The organism is Thalassospira sp. SM2505, from assembly GCF_054901115.1.
In genome coordinates, this window is sequence record NZ_CM142731.1 from 3,804,185 (window position 1) to 3,818,485 (window position 14,301).

At 54.4% G+C, this 14,301-nt stretch carries 14 protein-coding genes; 5 read left to right on the forward strand and 9 right to left on the reverse strand.

Annotated elements, in window-relative coordinates; genetic code table 11:
- Positions 1-200 precede the first annotated feature (200 nt).
- The 5 genes from ACTU44_RS17860 to ACTU44_RS17880 form a co-directional block, all read right to left on the reverse strand.
- Complete coding sequence (locus ACTU44_RS17860; protein WP_181850279.1) at positions 201-1,019, reverse strand: transporter family protein; 819 nt, start codon at positions 1,017-1,019, stop codon at positions 201-203.
- A 51-nt stretch (positions 1,020-1,070) separates the two neighbouring features.
- Positions 1,071-2,075 (reverse strand): formylglycine-generating enzyme family protein, encoded by a 1,005-nt coding sequence (locus ACTU44_RS17865; RefSeq protein ID WP_220150315.1) that lies wholly within the window; start codon positions 2,073-2,075, stop codon positions 1,071-1,073.
- Between the two features lie 7 nt (positions 2,076-2,082).
- Entirely contained in the window at positions 2,083-3,678 is a 1,596-nt protein-coding gene (locus ACTU44_RS17870; protein WP_114098670.1) for an arylsulfatase, read from the reverse strand.
- Positions 3,679-4,083: 405 nt separating this feature from the next.
- Positions 4,084-5,685, reverse strand: coding sequence for a DHA2 family efflux MFS transporter permease subunit (locus ACTU44_RS17875; RefSeq protein WP_114098559.1), 1,602 nt, complete (start codon positions 5,683-5,685; stop codon positions 4,084-4,086).
- Positions 5,685-6,788: an HlyD family secretion protein gene (locus tag ACTU44_RS17880; RefSeq protein WP_114098558.1), complete on the reverse strand. Its 1,104-nt coding sequence runs from the start codon at positions 6,786-6,788 to the stop codon at positions 5,685-5,687. The genes ACTU44_RS17875 and ACTU44_RS17880 overlap by 1 nt, the downstream gene beginning before the upstream one ends.
- A 96-nt stretch (positions 6,789-6,884) precedes the next feature.
- Here ACTU44_RS17880 and ACTU44_RS17885 point away from each other — a divergent pair, with 96 nt between their 5' ends.
- Positions 6,885-7,556, forward strand: coding sequence for a TetR/AcrR family transcriptional regulator (locus tag ACTU44_RS17885; protein ID WP_114098557.1), 672 nt, complete (start codon positions 6,885-6,887; stop codon positions 7,554-7,556).
- Here ACTU44_RS17885 and ACTU44_RS17890 read toward each other — a convergent pair.
- Both ACTU44_RS17890 and ACTU44_RS17895 read right to left on the reverse strand, forming a co-directional pair.
- Positions 7,537-8,241, reverse strand: coding sequence for a glutamine amidotransferase (locus tag ACTU44_RS17890; protein ID WP_114098556.1), 705 nt, complete (start codon positions 8,239-8,241; stop codon positions 7,537-7,539). The genes ACTU44_RS17885 and ACTU44_RS17890 overlap by 20 nt on opposite strands.
- Positions 8,242-8,252: 11 nt before the next feature.
- Entirely contained in the window at positions 8,253-8,981 is a 729-nt protein-coding gene (locus tag ACTU44_RS17895) for a hypothetical protein (RefSeq protein WP_114098555.1), read from the reverse strand.
- 147 nt (positions 8,982-9,128) lie between these two features.
- Between ACTU44_RS17895 and ACTU44_RS17900 the strand changes: the two genes are divergently transcribed.
- Positions 9,129-9,635, forward strand: coding sequence for a MarR family winged helix-turn-helix transcriptional regulator (locus ACTU44_RS17900; RefSeq protein WP_258548721.1), 507 nt, complete (start codon positions 9,129-9,131; stop codon positions 9,633-9,635).
- 151 nt (positions 9,636-9,786) lie between these two features.
- Here the strand turns inward: ACTU44_RS17900 and ACTU44_RS17905 are convergent, their stop codons facing one another.
- Positions 9,787-9,960, reverse strand: a complete 174-nt coding sequence (locus tag ACTU44_RS17905) for a hypothetical protein (protein ID WP_181850277.1) — start codon at positions 9,958-9,960, stop codon at positions 9,787-9,789.
- Between the two features lie 422 nt (positions 9,961-10,382).
- Here ACTU44_RS17905 and ACTU44_RS17910 point away from each other — a divergent pair, with 422 nt between their 5' ends.
- Positions 10,383-11,597: an NADP-dependent isocitrate dehydrogenase gene (locus ACTU44_RS17910; RefSeq protein WP_114098553.1), complete on the forward strand. Its 1,215-nt coding sequence runs from the start codon at positions 10,383-10,385 to the stop codon at positions 11,595-11,597.
- A 217-nt stretch (positions 11,598-11,814) separates the two neighbouring features.
- Here ACTU44_RS17910 and ACTU44_RS17915 read toward each other — a convergent pair whose 3' ends face one another.
- Positions 11,815-12,756, reverse strand: a complete 942-nt coding sequence (locus ACTU44_RS17915; RefSeq protein ID WP_462096087.1) for a hypothetical protein — start codon at positions 12,754-12,756, stop codon at positions 11,815-11,817.
- Positions 12,757-12,954: 198 nt separating this feature from the next.
- Between ACTU44_RS17915 and ACTU44_RS17920 the strand changes: the two genes are divergently transcribed.
- Both ACTU44_RS17920 and ACTU44_RS17925 read left to right on the forward strand, forming a co-directional pair.
- Positions 12,955-13,485 (forward strand): sigma-70 family RNA polymerase sigma factor, encoded by a 531-nt coding sequence (locus ACTU44_RS17920; protein WP_114098551.1) that lies wholly within the window; start codon positions 12,955-12,957, stop codon positions 13,483-13,485.
- Complete coding sequence (locus ACTU44_RS17925; RefSeq protein ID WP_114098550.1) at positions 13,475-14,260, forward strand: hypothetical protein; 786 nt, start codon at positions 13,475-13,477, stop codon at positions 14,258-14,260. Before ACTU44_RS17920 ends, ACTU44_RS17925 begins: the two co-directional genes overlap by 11 nt.
- Positions 14,261-14,301: the final 41 nt, after the last annotated feature.

A 14,301-nucleotide genomic window follows, 5' to 3' on the forward strand; every position in this document is an offset into this window, starting at 1 on the left:
CCGATAACGGAACGCCGTCTACTTTTAACCAACCCCAACCACCCGGTTCTTTTATTGTTCAGTCTAGCGCAAATTTGCGTCAGGAAAAGCATCTGCATGCAGACAATTTACAGTGACAATCAGAACCCCGAACGAGTTTCTGTTCGTTCAGGGTTCATCGACCAAGCCCCGTTCGGCCGCTTCCTGCCCCTGAATGGCAGCTATTTCGGGAACAGGAACGTCAGGATGAACCGTGCCCCCCATCCGTCAGGACCGGCATCCGGGCTATCGACCCAATAGCGAACGCCAGCACCCAGACTGATTTTCTGCCCGCCAACATCGACCAGTTTCGACACAATACCGTTGACCGGAACCGACCATTTCTCGGCGTTCCAGTCATAGGTACTTTCGGTATTAAGTGCGAAGGTCCATGCATCGGGCGTCGTGTAATTGATGAAAGGCTGCAGGAATGTGGCATTCGTTGCCGATGCTGCCGATCCGTCATCGGTGCCCCAGATATGATTGCTCAAAACACCAACCGTCCAGGCATCCTTGATGAACAATCCGACCGCCGTCGGTCCTGCGCCCCATTGATCAAGACCAAGGCTGCTTTCCGATGCAGTGGGCAACAGGAAAACAGGCCCAAGCCCCCAAACCAGCCCGCCGGGGCCCGGTTCAGTTGGCGATAAAAACAAACTTTGTACCGTATCGCCGATGCCGGTATCCGTACCGCTATTGCCATTGATGTCATTCTGATAAACGACCGGCAAAATCGTCCGCGAAATCAGGTTCCAGTCTTCATTAAGACTGACAGGCATGACCGGCTGCACATTGACATAGAACTTGCTGCCGTCTTCGGAACCATAGCCATGATCATAGTTGGCCTGAAATGGCAAACTGATCAGATTGGCCACCGGATTTGACAGTTTCTTGGCAAGATCGGCATCGCCTTCCTGCGCCAATGTCAGGGACGAGAACCCGCAAACACAGGTCAATGCGCCCAGAAAAGTGATCGACAGTCTTCTCAACAGATTGGACATCACTGTCTCCTTCGTTCTTCACAAGCGGCAGAAACCTCTTCGATCCCTGTTTCAATTCACATCACGTGCAATCCGGAATCCGATATGGTTTGACCCGATATGGCTTTCGGCGGGCTGTCGGGCAGCCGGACGATAGCGCAGACAAAAATTCGGTGCACAAAGCCACGATCCGCCCTTGACCACGGTCATCGGACCGACCGCAGGACTGGCAAAGCGCGCCGCAAGCTTTAAAGGTGGGCCATCGGGATCGGTTTGATCGGTTTGGGGATGCCCGGGCACCCACCAGTCCGACACATGTTCCCAGACATTGCCCGCCATATCCGAAAGCCCGTACCCGTTCGGGTCAAAACTGCCGACCGGGGCCGTGCCGTGATGTCCGTCATCTGCCAGATCGGTTTTCGGAAAGGTTCCCTGCCAGCTGTTTGCTTTCCATCCTTCAAGCGGGCTATAGCTGTCACCCCAGCTGTAATCCATACCATCAAGACCACCGCGCGCGGCGAATTCCCATTCGGCCTCGGTCGGAAGTCGCCCGCCAGCCCACTTGGCATAGGCACGGGCATCTTCGACGGAGACCTGCACCACCGGATGATCTTCCAGTCCTTCGATCGTGCTTCCCGGTCCGGCCGGATGACGCCAGTCTGCCCCGGCGATATAGCGCCACCAGTTGCGCAGATCGCCCATATCCACATCATCGGTCGGCTGGGCAAAAACCATGGACCCCGCCTTAAGGAGTTCGTCTGGAACGCCCGGATATTTAGCCGGGTCGAGCGGCCGTTCGACCGAGGTCACATATCCGGTTTCCGCAACAAAGGCGGCAAACTGGGCATTGGTAATTTCAGTTCGACTGATGGTAAAGGATGAAACAGTCACCCGATGCACCGGCGTTTCCTCGCGGTAATGACGGGTATCCCCCATCATGAAAGTCCCGCCTTTGATTTCGACAAATTCGGGCATCGGCTTTTCTTCGGCCAGTGCGCCAGCAGAAGAAAAAAGCACTGCCAGCAAGATCGGGACAGCCCGGCCCAAACGGCCGGGCTGATCAGGTATCAAACGCATTCCCACGTTACTGTCGTCCTTTGGCAAGGAAATCTTCCACAAGACGCGACATGTCAAATGTGGCCCCGCCCTGTACCGGCGGATATTTCGCCAATGTTTGCAGGTGATCGGCAATCAGGACATTCATCGGCTGGACCTGCCAGGATACCTTTTGGGCGAGATGCCCATAGGAATCGATGCTGTCATAACTTTCGAACGGATCCATCCGAAGGTTGAACACCATGGGGAAGTTACGCGGTGTCATGTTGTCGTAATAGTCTTCCTTGGTGGCAAAGTGCCATTTCCATGGCCCCATGCGCACAGCCGTCAGCTGACTTTCAAAGTAATAGAAGATGTGATCACGGGCTGATTTGTCCGTTTCACCTTGCCAGTACGGCAGGTTGTTCACACCATCGATATACTGGCTCTGTTCATCCATCACCTTTTTGGCTGCATCGTCGATGCCTGCCGCCGCGGCAAGGGATGTGAACATGTCCTGATGGCCCTGAATACCATTCAGGGTCCGGCCCGGTTGCAGGTTACCCGGCCAGCGGATCATGGAAGGAACGCGCACACCGCCTTCGTAGGTCGTCATTTTTTCACCGCGGAACGGCGTGGTTGCCCCGTGGGGCCATGATGCATGTTCCGGACCGTTATCGGTCGAATACCAGATGATGGTATTGTCAGCCAGACCCTGCTGTTCCAGCCAGTCCAGTACAGTGCCGATATCGTGGTCATGCTGAAGCATGCCACTGCCGTGATAATCGGCCTCGGACGTGTATTCCTCGGCGGCATAACGCCACTTGTCATCAAGGCGGGTGTATAGATGCATGCGGCTGGTATTAAGCCAGACAAAGAACGGTTCATTGGCGTCCTTCGCAGCGGTCATGAAGCTCAGGGCAGCCGGGATCACCTCGGCGCTGTCAAATTCCTTCATGCGTTCCTGTGTCAGCGGGCCGGTATCCTGAATCATCTGTTTGCCGACACGGCCAAAACGTGGATCAACGGTGCTGTTATCTTCGTCGGTGGCAAAGCTGTGAAGAACGCCGCGCGTGCCAAAACGCTTGTCATATTCTTCGACCGAACCTGCAAAGTCCTTGGCGAAACGCTGGTAGTCACGCTGTTCGGACTCTTCCTGCGTGTTCAGGTGATAAAGATTGCCAAAGAATTCGTCAAATCCGTGAACCGTCGGCAAATGTTCATTGCGATCACCAAGATGGTTCTTGCCGAACTGACCGGTGCGATAGCCTTCTTCCTTGAGAAGTTCGGCAAGCGTCGGAGATTCTTTTTGCAGACCAAGTGTTGCACCGGGCTGCCCAACCGTTGTCATGCCCGAACGGATCGGATATTGACCGGTGATAAAGGCAGCGCGCCCAGCAGTACAGCTGGGCTGTGCATAATGGTCGGTAAACTTGATACCTTCATTGGCAACACGGTCAATATTGGGTGTCGTGTAGCCCATGGTACCAAGACCATAGGCGGACACGTTCTGCCAGCCGATATCATCGCCCCAGATCACAAGGATATTGGGTTTGTTCTGTCCCGAGTTATCTTGCGCGGATACGACACTTGTCGTTCCGATAACCGAACATGTCAGCATTGCTGTAAATAGAAATCGCTTCATCGTCTGCTCCTTGAAACAGGGCATGTGTGATGTGCACACAAATGACCGCATCCATACCAGTCGGTGGTATTGAGAGCGGCAACGTGTTTCCTTCAGGACAGGAACGACCATCACGTTCAGGTTTTGGTAGATGCGGGACCAAGACGATGTGTCGCCAACGGAACAGATGCCTCCGAGTTGTATCCGTATCCGGTGGGGCTTTTCTTATATTTCGTCCATGATACCGCACAACCACCTGAAATTGAATAAGATAATCCAAAAACCCAACTAATACACAAATCCGCAACAAATAAAAAAATGCCGACCCCCGTAAAACGGGGGCCGGCCAGGCCGCACTCGAGCGGGAAAAGCTCGCGGGGTCGGGGAATAAATGTGCGGCCCGTTTCTGATGCGTATTCCTGTTTGTTAATGTCCGCCACCGCCACCAGCGGCCTGCGCGCGCGGTGGTTTGGCAAATGGTAGCAACAAGAAGGCGATAAAGAAGGTTACGGCCATCGCAAGATAGACATCATTAAACGAAATGATCGATGCCTCGCGATTGACCAGATTGACAATGAACTTCATAGCCGCGGCATGCGGATCGGCAATGCCCATCTCGGAATAGCGTGCGATCACGGTTGCCAGATATTCCTTGAAGGCGTTGCTTGCCGGATTGATATGCTCGGACAGAAGCGAGAAATGATAGTCAATGCGCTTATCGAGAAGCGTGTTGATTGCCGCCATGCCGATCGCGCCGCCAAGGTTGCGCATCAGGTTATAAAGCCCGCTGGCATTCTTGATCTTTTCGGGCGGCAAGGTGCCGAGCGCAAGGTTGGTGATCGGCAGCATACAAAACATCAAGGCGGCACCGCGCACGATCTGCGGGAAAATCAGCTCGTTGAACGAAACTTCGCTGGTATTGAAGCCGTGCATGGCAAGACCGGTTGCAAAAAGCACAAGCCCGATCCCCAGCACCACACGCGGCGGGAATTTCGCGGTCAACCGACCGGCAATCGGGGCCGAAAGGAACTGGGCAACACCGGTGACGGCCATGATCATACCGATCTCAAGACTGTCATAGCCTCGCACGCGGCTAAGCATCAGCGGCATGATATAAACACTGCCATAAAGCCCTATGCCAAGCGTAAAGCTGAAAATGCAGCCCATGGTAAAATTGCGATCGGAAAAGGACTTCAGATCAACTATCGGCTTGTCGTAACTGAACATGCGCCAAAAGAAAAAGACGCCCGCAATCACACAGGTAATCGTGCCATAGATAATTGCGGTTTCATCAAACCAGTCATCCTTGGGTCCTTCGTCCAGAACATATTCCAGGCTGCCAAGAAACACTGCCATCGCCAGAAGACCGGTAACGTCAAACCCCTTGAGAAGCGATCTGTCGCCCTTGTCGATCCTGAGCGTCAGGGCAACCACAGCTGCGATCAAAAGGCCCGGCACAACATTGATCAGAAACAGCCAGTGCCAGGACATCGATTGCGTCAGGAATCCGCCCAGCGTCGGTCCAATGGTCGGTGCCATGGTCGCAATCAGGCCGATCATCACCGATGCGCCATTGCGCTTTTCGGGCGGGAAAATGATATAGGTCGTGGCAAAGACGGTCGGGATCATCGCCCCGCCAAGGAACCCCTGGGCCGCACGGAACCAGATCATGCTTTCAATCGACCAGGCAAAGGCCGACGCAATCGACATGACGGTGAAACCGATTGCCGACATCACAAACAGCCAGCGTGTAGAAAACAGCCGCGACAGGAACCCTGAAAGCGGGATCATCACGACCTCGGCAATCAGGTAACTGGTCTGAACCCAGCCGATTTCATCGGGGCTGGCAGACAGGCCTGCCTGAATGTTTTCAAGCGAGCTCGCCACGATCTGAATATCCAGGATCGCCAGAAACATCCCCACAACCATCGCCACCCAGCCAATGAACTGGGCATTGTCCACGTGCTGGCCTGCATCGGGAATGGCTTGCGGTGCGGACGGGCCTGCGCTGGTTGCCGAACCGCTCATCAGTTAAGCTCCGAGACTTCCGTGGACGGAATGATATTTTCGGCAAGTCCCGATCCTGCAATATGCCGGGATCCGTCAGCATCGCGGGTATCGACATCAACCACAACCGAAAGCCCCGGACGCAAGGCAGCCGCCCATTTACTATCGTCAAGCGAGATACGGATCGGCACACGCTGGGTGATTTTGGTGAAATTGCCGGTCGCATTCTCCGGCGGCAACAGGCTGAATTGTGCGCCGGTTGCCGGGGCAAAGCTTTCGACCTGACCAGTGATATCTGCATTCGGGAATGCATCTATTTCAATCCGGACCTTCTGGCCATGGGCCATGTGTTCGATCTGGGTTTCCTTGAAATTGGCCACAACATAAACGCCCGGCAACGGCACCAGAACCAGAAGCTGCTCGCCCGGCTGGACCAGCGCGCCGGTCTGAACCGAACGGTTCCCGACCACGCCATCAAACGGGGCATAGATTTTGGTGTCATCAAGTGCCTGCATCGCCAGGTTGCGGGCTGCCTGAGCCTGACTTACGGCACGCTCGGCTTCGATCTTCTGGGCGCGCAAAACACCCAGACGGCCCTTTTCAACGGCCAGCGTCGCATTGGCCGCAGCAACCTGTGCCTGCGCTTTCTGACGGTCGGCCTTGGCATAGTCGAATTTCTGACGGCTTGCCGCACCCTTTTTGACCAGATCCTGATAGCGCTGGAAATCCTCGGTCGTACGATCCAGTTCGACCCTGGCAATGCGAACATTGGCACCAGCTTGCTCGATTGCGGCTTCCTGCAAGGTGATCTGTTCGTCCATGGTAGTCACAGCAGACTGGCGCGCTTCAAGGGTTGCGGTCGCCTGCGCGACTTCAAGACGATAATCCTCGTCCTTGATCGACATCAGAAGATCCCCCTTGCGGACCGACTGGTTTTCTTCAACTGCAAGCTCGCCAACATAGCCAGATACCTTGGGTGAGATGGCAACCTCGTCTGCCTGCAAATAGGCATTGTCGGTACTTTCAAAGTACTGACCCTCGGTCACCCAGTAGAACCCGTAATATCCACCGCCACCGATAACCGCCACAGCGATCAGGGGCAGGATGATTTTCTTCACACTCATTGTCCTGCTAAATCCTTTTGGTATTGATCAGTACCATTTGTGCATTTATGGTACCAATCAGTACCAACCGTCAAGTACCGAATTGGAACAAATCATTTGTCTGACGCAAAAAAGATCGACCCCAGAACACTGAAACGCCGCGAAGCCATGATCGAGGCGGCGAGAGAACTGTTTTGCGAACATGGACTTGCGGGCACGACACTGGAAATGATCACGGCCGAGGCTGGCGGATCACGCCGAACGATCTATGAGCTGTTTGGCAACAAGGATGGTGTCTTCGAGGCGGTCATTCGCGATTGCACCGGCCGGATCACATCAATCATGGCCGATCTTGAACTGTCGCAATTGCCGTTGCGGCAGGCGCTTATTCATTTTGGCGAAACCTTGATGACGCTTTTGACCACGCCAGACACCATTCGCTATATGCGGCTGTTTCTGGCCGAAGTGCCCCGCTTCCCGCACCTTGGGAAGGTGTTTTATGAAAGCGGCCTTATGACCGGTCGCCGGATCATTACATCCTATTTCGAACGCCAGATGGAAGAAGGCAAGTTTCCCAAGAACGATCCGAAACAGGCCGCTGTCTTTTTCACCAGCCTGCTTAAGGCCGACTATGACTTCCGGCAAATGACCTATGTGGGATGGGAACCTCAGGCCAAAGATTTGCATGCCCATGTCATCGCTGCGGTCGATATGTTTCTGCGCGGCTATGGCATTGAACCTGGCAATAGCCACGCAGATGGCTCGCCAATCAAACCTGAATTTGATTGAGCCAGGACCTGCAGACAATGCCGGCCTTTTTGTCCAGTGACTCCCCAAGCATCTTCGCATCAGCGCGAAGCCGGGGGATATTTATACCAGCACCCGCCAGTTCTGCTGTGTGACCAATCAGCCATTGCTCAAAACCAGTTGATGTTGCCTCTGGATGGAATTGGAACGCAATAATGTTCTCACCCAGGGAAAAGGCCTGGTTTTCATATAGCTGACTGCTTGCCAGAAGCTGCGCACCTCGCGGCAAATCAAAAGTATCACCGTGCCAGTGCAAAGTTGTCGGGCTTTCATGAAAAACCGCCAAACATGATTTCTGCCCGGCTTCGGTAAGTGTAATCGGAGAAAAACCGATTTCCTTCACTGTCCCGGCATACACACGGCTTCCGGCTGCCCGCGCAATCAGTTGTGCGCCAAGGCAGATTCCCATCGTCGGCCAGCCACGTTCCAGTCGACTGGCAATAAAACGGATATAATCCGTAAGAAAGGGATAGTTGCGTTCATCATGCGCGCCGATGGGCCCCCCAAGGACGATCAATAGATCGGGGTCCAGTGTTGCCAATCGTTCCCGGTCATCGATACCGACATCATGATAGAGAATTTCATATCCCGCTGCCCTTATCGCCGGGGCAAAAGCACCAAGGCTCTCAAACCCGACATGACGAATGGCGATTGCTGTTTTCCCCATCGGCGGCTCCCTTAGTTTATCGTGCCGGGCATTTTCAAACCACCGGCAGCTTCAAAGACATCGGTCACACACAAAAGTGGATCATGAACGCTGGCATTCACCTGCAAGGCAGCCGTCACCGCATCAAAATTGGCCCCTTCAAGATCAGCTTGTGCATCAAATGGGACCGTCACGACCAGACTGTCCTGGGTAAAGCGCGGATGCCAACCGGGACTGTCGATCAGAATAGGAAGGCCCGGCCAGGTTTTGGGTAGGTTGGGTGTTGCGCCCTCGGGAATATCGCGCACCTTCAACCCGTTCTGCCCACAGGCGTCATCCGGCACAAGAACCACCCAATGCGAATGCCAGCGACGGCCGTCATTTTCCGGATCTCCATCACCGTCTTCATCAAAAAGAGGTGTGTCATCAAAGTCTGGATGAGACGTTACCGCAAACGACAGAATACCAGCATCTGCATCAAAACCGATTACAGAGGTATCAATCGAGGTTGGCCACACATATGACCACACCGGAGCGCCTGCCAATTGTCCGTGTGCATCTGGTGTTTTGGTTCCTGGACGCCCCTTGAAATACATGGTGAATTCAAGGCTTGTATGTTTGCGAACGATATCTGCATGATGAATGTCAAATGCAGGGTGATCCGCAGTCAGGGGAGCTTCAATCTGGTGTGCATATGCTGAGCTTTCAATCAATCCTGAAATCAGGATGGCGCCAGCCAAGGGGAGAATACGTGCAGTCATTTTGCGATCCTTGTGATAATAGTATCGAGTCGCTATTATCTATATTCGCAGACCGCGAGAAGGTCAATTATTTAGTATCGAGTAGCTATCAAAATGAATACCGACGCACATAAGGCGGCAGATCTGATCGAACGGATCGCCCGCCTGATGCAGGCCGAAGAACAAAAAGGCCAGCTAAACCCGGCACAATGGGAAGCATTACGCTATCTTGCCAAAGCCAACCGCTTTTCAAGAACGCCAGCCGCACTTGCAGAATATCTCGGCTCAACGCGCGGGACGGTGTCCCAAACATTGATTTCACTGGAGAAAAAAGAGTGCATCAAGCGCACGCCCAGTGCTCGCGACAAACGCTCGGTGGATATTGCCCTTACCCCACTGGGACAACAGCACCTGACAAATGACCCGCGGCAAAAACTCGCTTCCTGCATCGAAGCAACCCGGAACGGCTTGTCCCTGCAAGAGGCCCTTTCACACGTTCTGAATGAGGCAATCCTTCGTAACAATGCGAAAAGCTTTGGAATTTGTGCAAGCTGCCGCTTTTTCCTGCGGACGGACAACCCCGAACACGCTGGCGCGTCACATCGTTGCGGGCTTTTGAACGTGCCGTTGTCAGACAAGGACGCTGAAAAAATTTGTGTTGAGCACGAAAAGTAATCTTGCGCTAATCGGCGTTGAGTGCCCCATTGGTCGCACGAAGAGAAAAATTCTGCGCGATTAGCCCCTTATCCAGAACAGAACCGGATCAGAAGACTTCAAGAACTGCCCGATCTGCGAGCAGCCCGCGCCTAAAAGTATCTGACACTTTTTATGCAAACAGGGTCAGCAGTCGCCAAGCTATCGGACCAAGCATGGTCAGGACGCCGCCCCACATCATAGTGACGCCCCAGTTCCGATCACGATTGGTAAACCCGAAACCAAGCAGGCAAAAGCCGATAACGCAGATGATCAGAACAATGATGTTTTCGGTCGCCAAGTTCATGACAGCCCCCTTTTTGCCAAACCTTAATGCGTGGCGGAGTCTTCGCCGCCTTGCATCAATGCATGCAGTTTAGAACCATTTCGGTTCGACCTTCTTTGATCCGGATCATGCGCACTGCAAAATACAATTGATCTGTCACCTGCTTTGAAATTTGCGCAATCATGCCCGTAAATGCCGGACAAACATGCGCTTTTCCAACGCGCGAACCCGCACAAACGCACCTTCTTACAACACAAGAATCCGCAATTGAACGAATGACTACAGGTAAGTTGCGTCGCCCTCTTTGATTTTCTGATGGGTTCCTGTATGTTGCGGGCTCCCGACGCGGCCAGGGCGCTCCCTCGCGCGCCGGAAGACAAAGATTAACCATCTTGAATGGCAGCCGCGCTGCATTCCGGCCGCGGCCAGCAAGGGAGTATTCTATGAGCAAGATTCAAGTTAAGAATCCGATCGTCGAACTTGACGGCGACGAAATGACCCGGATCATCTGGGACTTCATTAAAAACAAGCTGATCCTTCCGTATCTCGACGTTGACCTGAAATACTACGATCTTTCGGTTCAGAAACGTGACGAGACCGACGACCAGATCACCATTGATGCGGCAAACGCCATCAAGGAACACCGCGTTGGCGTCAAATGCGCAACCATCACCCCTGATGAGCAGCGCGTTGAAGAATTCGGCCTGAAAAAGATGTGGAAGTCGCCGAACGGCACCATCCGCAACATCATCGGCGGTACCGTTTTCCGCCAGCCGATCATCTGCAACAACGTTCCGCGTCTGGTTCCGGGTTGGACCCAGCCGATCGTTATCGGCCGTCACGCATTTGGTGACCAGTACCGTGCGACCGACTTCAAGGTTCCGGGCGCAGGCAAGCTGACCATCAAGTTCCAGCCGGCAGACGGCGGCGAAGCCATCGAACACGAAGTCTTTGACTTCCCGTCTTCGGGCGTTGCGATGTCGATGTATAACCTTGATGATTCGATCAAGGGCTTTGCACGTGCTTGCATGAACTATGGTCTGTCGCTCGGTTGGCCGGTCTACCTGTCGACCAAGAACACCATCATGAAAGCCTATGACGGTCGCTTCAAGGACCTGTTTGAAGAAGTTTTCCAAACTGAATTCAAAGACAAGTTCGAAGCCGCTGGCATCACCTACGAACACCGCCTGATCGACGACATGGTTGCATGTGCGATGAAATGGAACGGTGGTTTCGTTTGGGCTTGTAAGAACTATGACGGCGACGTTCAGTCTGACACCGTTGCGCAAGGCTTTGGCTCGCTTGGTCTGATGACCTCTGTTCTGATGACCCCGGATGGGCAGACCGTTGAAGCAGAAGCGGCCCACGGCACCGTTACCCGCCACTATCGCCAGCACCAGCAGGGCAAAGAAACCTCGACCAACCCGATTGCGTCGATCTTTGCATGGACCCAGGGTCTCAAGTACCGTGGTGAGTTCGATGGTACCCCGGAAGTCGTCAAGTTTGCAGAAACCCTTGAAAAAGTTTGCGTCGATACCGTCGAAGCAGGCTTCATGACCAAGGATCTGGCACTGCTGATCGGTCCGAACCAGAAATGGCTGACCACCACCCAGTTCCTCGACAAACTGGACGAAGGTCTGAAAGCTGCAATGGCCTGATCAATCTGATCACGCTGGCTGCTTTGCCAAATATCAAGGCCCTCGCCGATCACTCGGCGAGGGCTTTTTCTTTGTCACCCTGGTTTGCATTTCTGCCAGTTGATTGCGGATAAAAAGAACCCCGCCGGCGGGGGACCAGGCGGGGTTTCCAGTTACCTGCGGTCTGGGTGCAGACCGCAGCGGTCAAAGCAGGATCAGCTGCTTTGCGTGGGAACTATTATGCTGCGGTATCGCCGGTATCACCTGTGTCTCCCGTGTCACCGGTATCACCTGTGTCACCCGCATCACCGGTATCGCCTGTGTCACCGGTATCACCTGTATCTCCCGTGTCACCGGCATCACCTGTATCTCCCGTATCACCGGTATCGCCTGTGTCTCCGGTATCACCTGTATCTCCCGTATCACCGGTATCGCCTGTGTCACCGGTATCACCGGTATCACCAGTGTCTCCCGTGTCACCGGTATCCGGCTCGCCATCATCGGGGGTGTCCCCGGTATCGCCGGAATCCGGGCGGGTCAGCTCTTTCCAGCCATGGGTGATAATTTCCTGCTCGACATCAGGATCAACGTCAGGGCCAGTCGCCGCGCCAAAGACGCGCTGGATACCAGGCGGCAACGCGCCGGCAAGTCCAGGCGCATTTGCAATACCCCGCGGCATGCTTTTTCCACCAACTTCGCCTTCCTCGCCTTCTTCACCTTCGGCCGAAGCCGCACCCCGTCCTACGCCCCCGGACTGGAGACCAAGACCCTGTGCGCTTGACCGTGCTGCGGCACTGTTTCCTGGACCATCGGCACCGTTGCCACCACCGTTTCCATTGCCGTTGCCACCACCATTGCCATTGCCATTGCCGCTGTTCCCCGGACCATCGGGGCCGCCCGAACCGCTGTCGCCATTGGCGCCACCGCCATTGCCGCCACCATTACCGTTGCCACCGCCATTGCCGCCGGAATTGCCGTTACCGCCACCGTTACCGTTACCGCCACCGTTACCGCCGCCGTTTCCATTGCCACCGCCATTACCATTGCCTTGCGCAACGGCGGTATTGCCCGACAGGTCAAACTTCGTGAAATCAAAGGAGACCGGAGCTGCAACCAGTGCAAAGGCACCAAAGCCCAGAATTCCAGCCGTCACCATCTTGTTGCGAAGTGATTTGTTCATTTGGATTGCCATCTTAAAGCTCCAGTCCGTTGTCCAGGATTTCGCGTTCTTTGCTGGGACAACGCACCGGTTGAACATATTCTTCCCCAACCTCGAAAATAATTTTCAAAACTTTTTTTAAACTGTGACGGAAGAAACAGCCCCGCGCGAACGTTATATGCACAATAGAACCCAGAAAACCGAAACGGGACATCAGGTTTGGACACCGCACTTCGCTCAGAATTGGCTGATCTTCTGCCACGTGCCTTGCGGTTTGCCAGGTCATTGACGCGCGACGCCGTCGCTGCCGAGGATCTGGTACAGACTGCTTATATAAAGGCGGTCGAACGGATCGAACAATTCGAACCGGGCACGCGACTTGACAGCTGGCTTTATCGCATCATCCAGACAAGCTGGATTGACGAGAAGCGCCGTGACCAGCGACGTGGCAATGTCATTTCGTTTGAAGATGCGCGTGAAACGGCTCTTCCCATGCAAAACCATGGCGGAACCGACCGGATTTTCCTGCAAGCAGCCATGGCATCACTGGTTGAAGATCAGCGTGCGGCAATGACACTGGTTTTGATTGAAGGATACAGCTATCGCGAAGCTGGCGACATATTGGGCGTTCCCGATGGCACGGTCATGAGCCGCGTTGCACGCGCCCGCAAGATACTGGCCGCCCTGCATGACGACGATAGCAATTTGACAAATATGACGGCATCCAGCGAGGTTCGCCATGACCACTGAACTCAAGGAACAGGATTACGTCCTGTTGTCAGCCTATATCGACGGTGAACTTGCGCCGACGGAATGCCGCAAGCTTGAAGACCGGATTGCAAATTGTCCTGTCCTGACGCGGCAATTCAACATCATGGCCGGGCAATCGATTGTCTTGCGCAACCAGTCTGACCGCTTGCTGAATGACCGGGTCTATCCGGAACTGAGCAAAAGCATCGCCGACATCCTTGATCAGAAGCCGGTTGCCAAAAGAAATCCCGCCCATGAGCAGACCGAAAGTCCGCTTAAGGCGCGTGCTGCAAACAACAATACCGCGATCTGGACCGGCGTCGGTGCGGCTGCCGCTGTCTTGCTGGCCTTTGTTGGAGGCAACTGGTTCAATGAAAACCTGACCAATGATCCGGTGGTATTGGCCCCAAAGACCGACACCCATCTGGCGTCCTTCTTGCAGATTGGTAATCCGGTTCTTGATCGCGAAATCAGCCTGACCCTTGAAAAAACCCTGAGCGGTGACATCCGTCATGTTGCACTGGCGCAGAACCAGACCCGCGACAGCGCATCCGACATCCAGATCGAACCCTTGCGGACCTTCCGTCAGGGCGGGCGTTTCTGCCGTGAATATCGGGTGACTTTCCCGGTCGATGCGGCCACCGCAACCCAGGACGGTTTTTATGGCCGTGCCTGTCGCACGGGCGAAGGACAGTGGGAAACGGTTTATCGCCTGATTCCCGGCGTTGAACTTCCCGACCTTGAGGAAGCTACCCCCTCGAAACACAAACTCTAAGACAGCCGACAACGACGAAGAAGGGGTTTCGTCGTTGTCGG

Excerpts from the sequence above, each read along its gene's own strand:
- ACTU44_RS17860 (WP_181850279.1), bottom strand. The coding sequence starts at position 1,019 with ATGTCCAATCTGTTGAGAAGACTGTCGATCACTTTTCTGGGCGCATTG.
- ACTU44_RS17865 (WP_220150315.1), bottom strand. The coding sequence starts at position 2,075 with ATGCGTTTGATACCTGATCAGCCCGGCCGTTTGGGCCGGGCTGTCCCG.
- ACTU44_RS17870 (WP_114098670.1), bottom strand. The coding sequence starts at position 3,678 with ATGAAGCGATTTCTATTTACAGCAATGCTGACATGTTCGGTTATCGGA.
- ACTU44_RS17875 (WP_114098559.1), bottom strand. The coding sequence starts at position 5,685 with ATGAGCGGTTCGGCAACCAGCGCAGGCCCGTCCGCACCGCAAGCCATT.
- ACTU44_RS17880 (WP_114098558.1), bottom strand. The coding sequence starts at position 6,788 with ATGAGTGTGAAGAAAATCATCCTGCCCCTGATCGCTGTGGCGGTTATC.
- ACTU44_RS17890 (WP_114098556.1), bottom strand. The coding sequence starts at position 8,241 with ATGGGGAAAACAGCAATCGCCATTCGTCATGTCGGGTTTGAGAGCCTT.
- ACTU44_RS17895 (WP_114098555.1), bottom strand. The coding sequence starts at position 8,981 with ATGACTGCACGTATTCTCCCCTTGGCTGGCGCCATCCTGATTTCAGGA.
- ACTU44_RS17900 (WP_258548721.1), top strand. The coding sequence starts at position 9,129 with ATGCAGGCCGAAGAACAAAAAGGCCAGCTAAACCCGGCACAATGGGAA.
- ACTU44_RS17905 (WP_181850277.1), bottom strand. The coding sequence starts at position 9,960 with ATGAACTTGGCGACCGAAAACATCATTGTTCTGATCATCTGCGTTATC.
- ACTU44_RS17910 (WP_114098553.1), top strand. The coding sequence starts at position 10,383 with ATGAGCAAGATTCAAGTTAAGAATCCGATCGTCGAACTTGACGGCGAC.
- ACTU44_RS17915 (WP_462096087.1), bottom strand. The coding sequence starts at position 12,756 with ATGAACAAATCACTTCGCAACAAGATGGTGACGGCTGGAATTCTGGGC.
- ACTU44_RS17925 (WP_114098550.1), top strand. The coding sequence starts at position 13,475 with ATGACCACTGAACTCAAGGAACAGGATTACGTCCTGTTGTCAGCCTAT.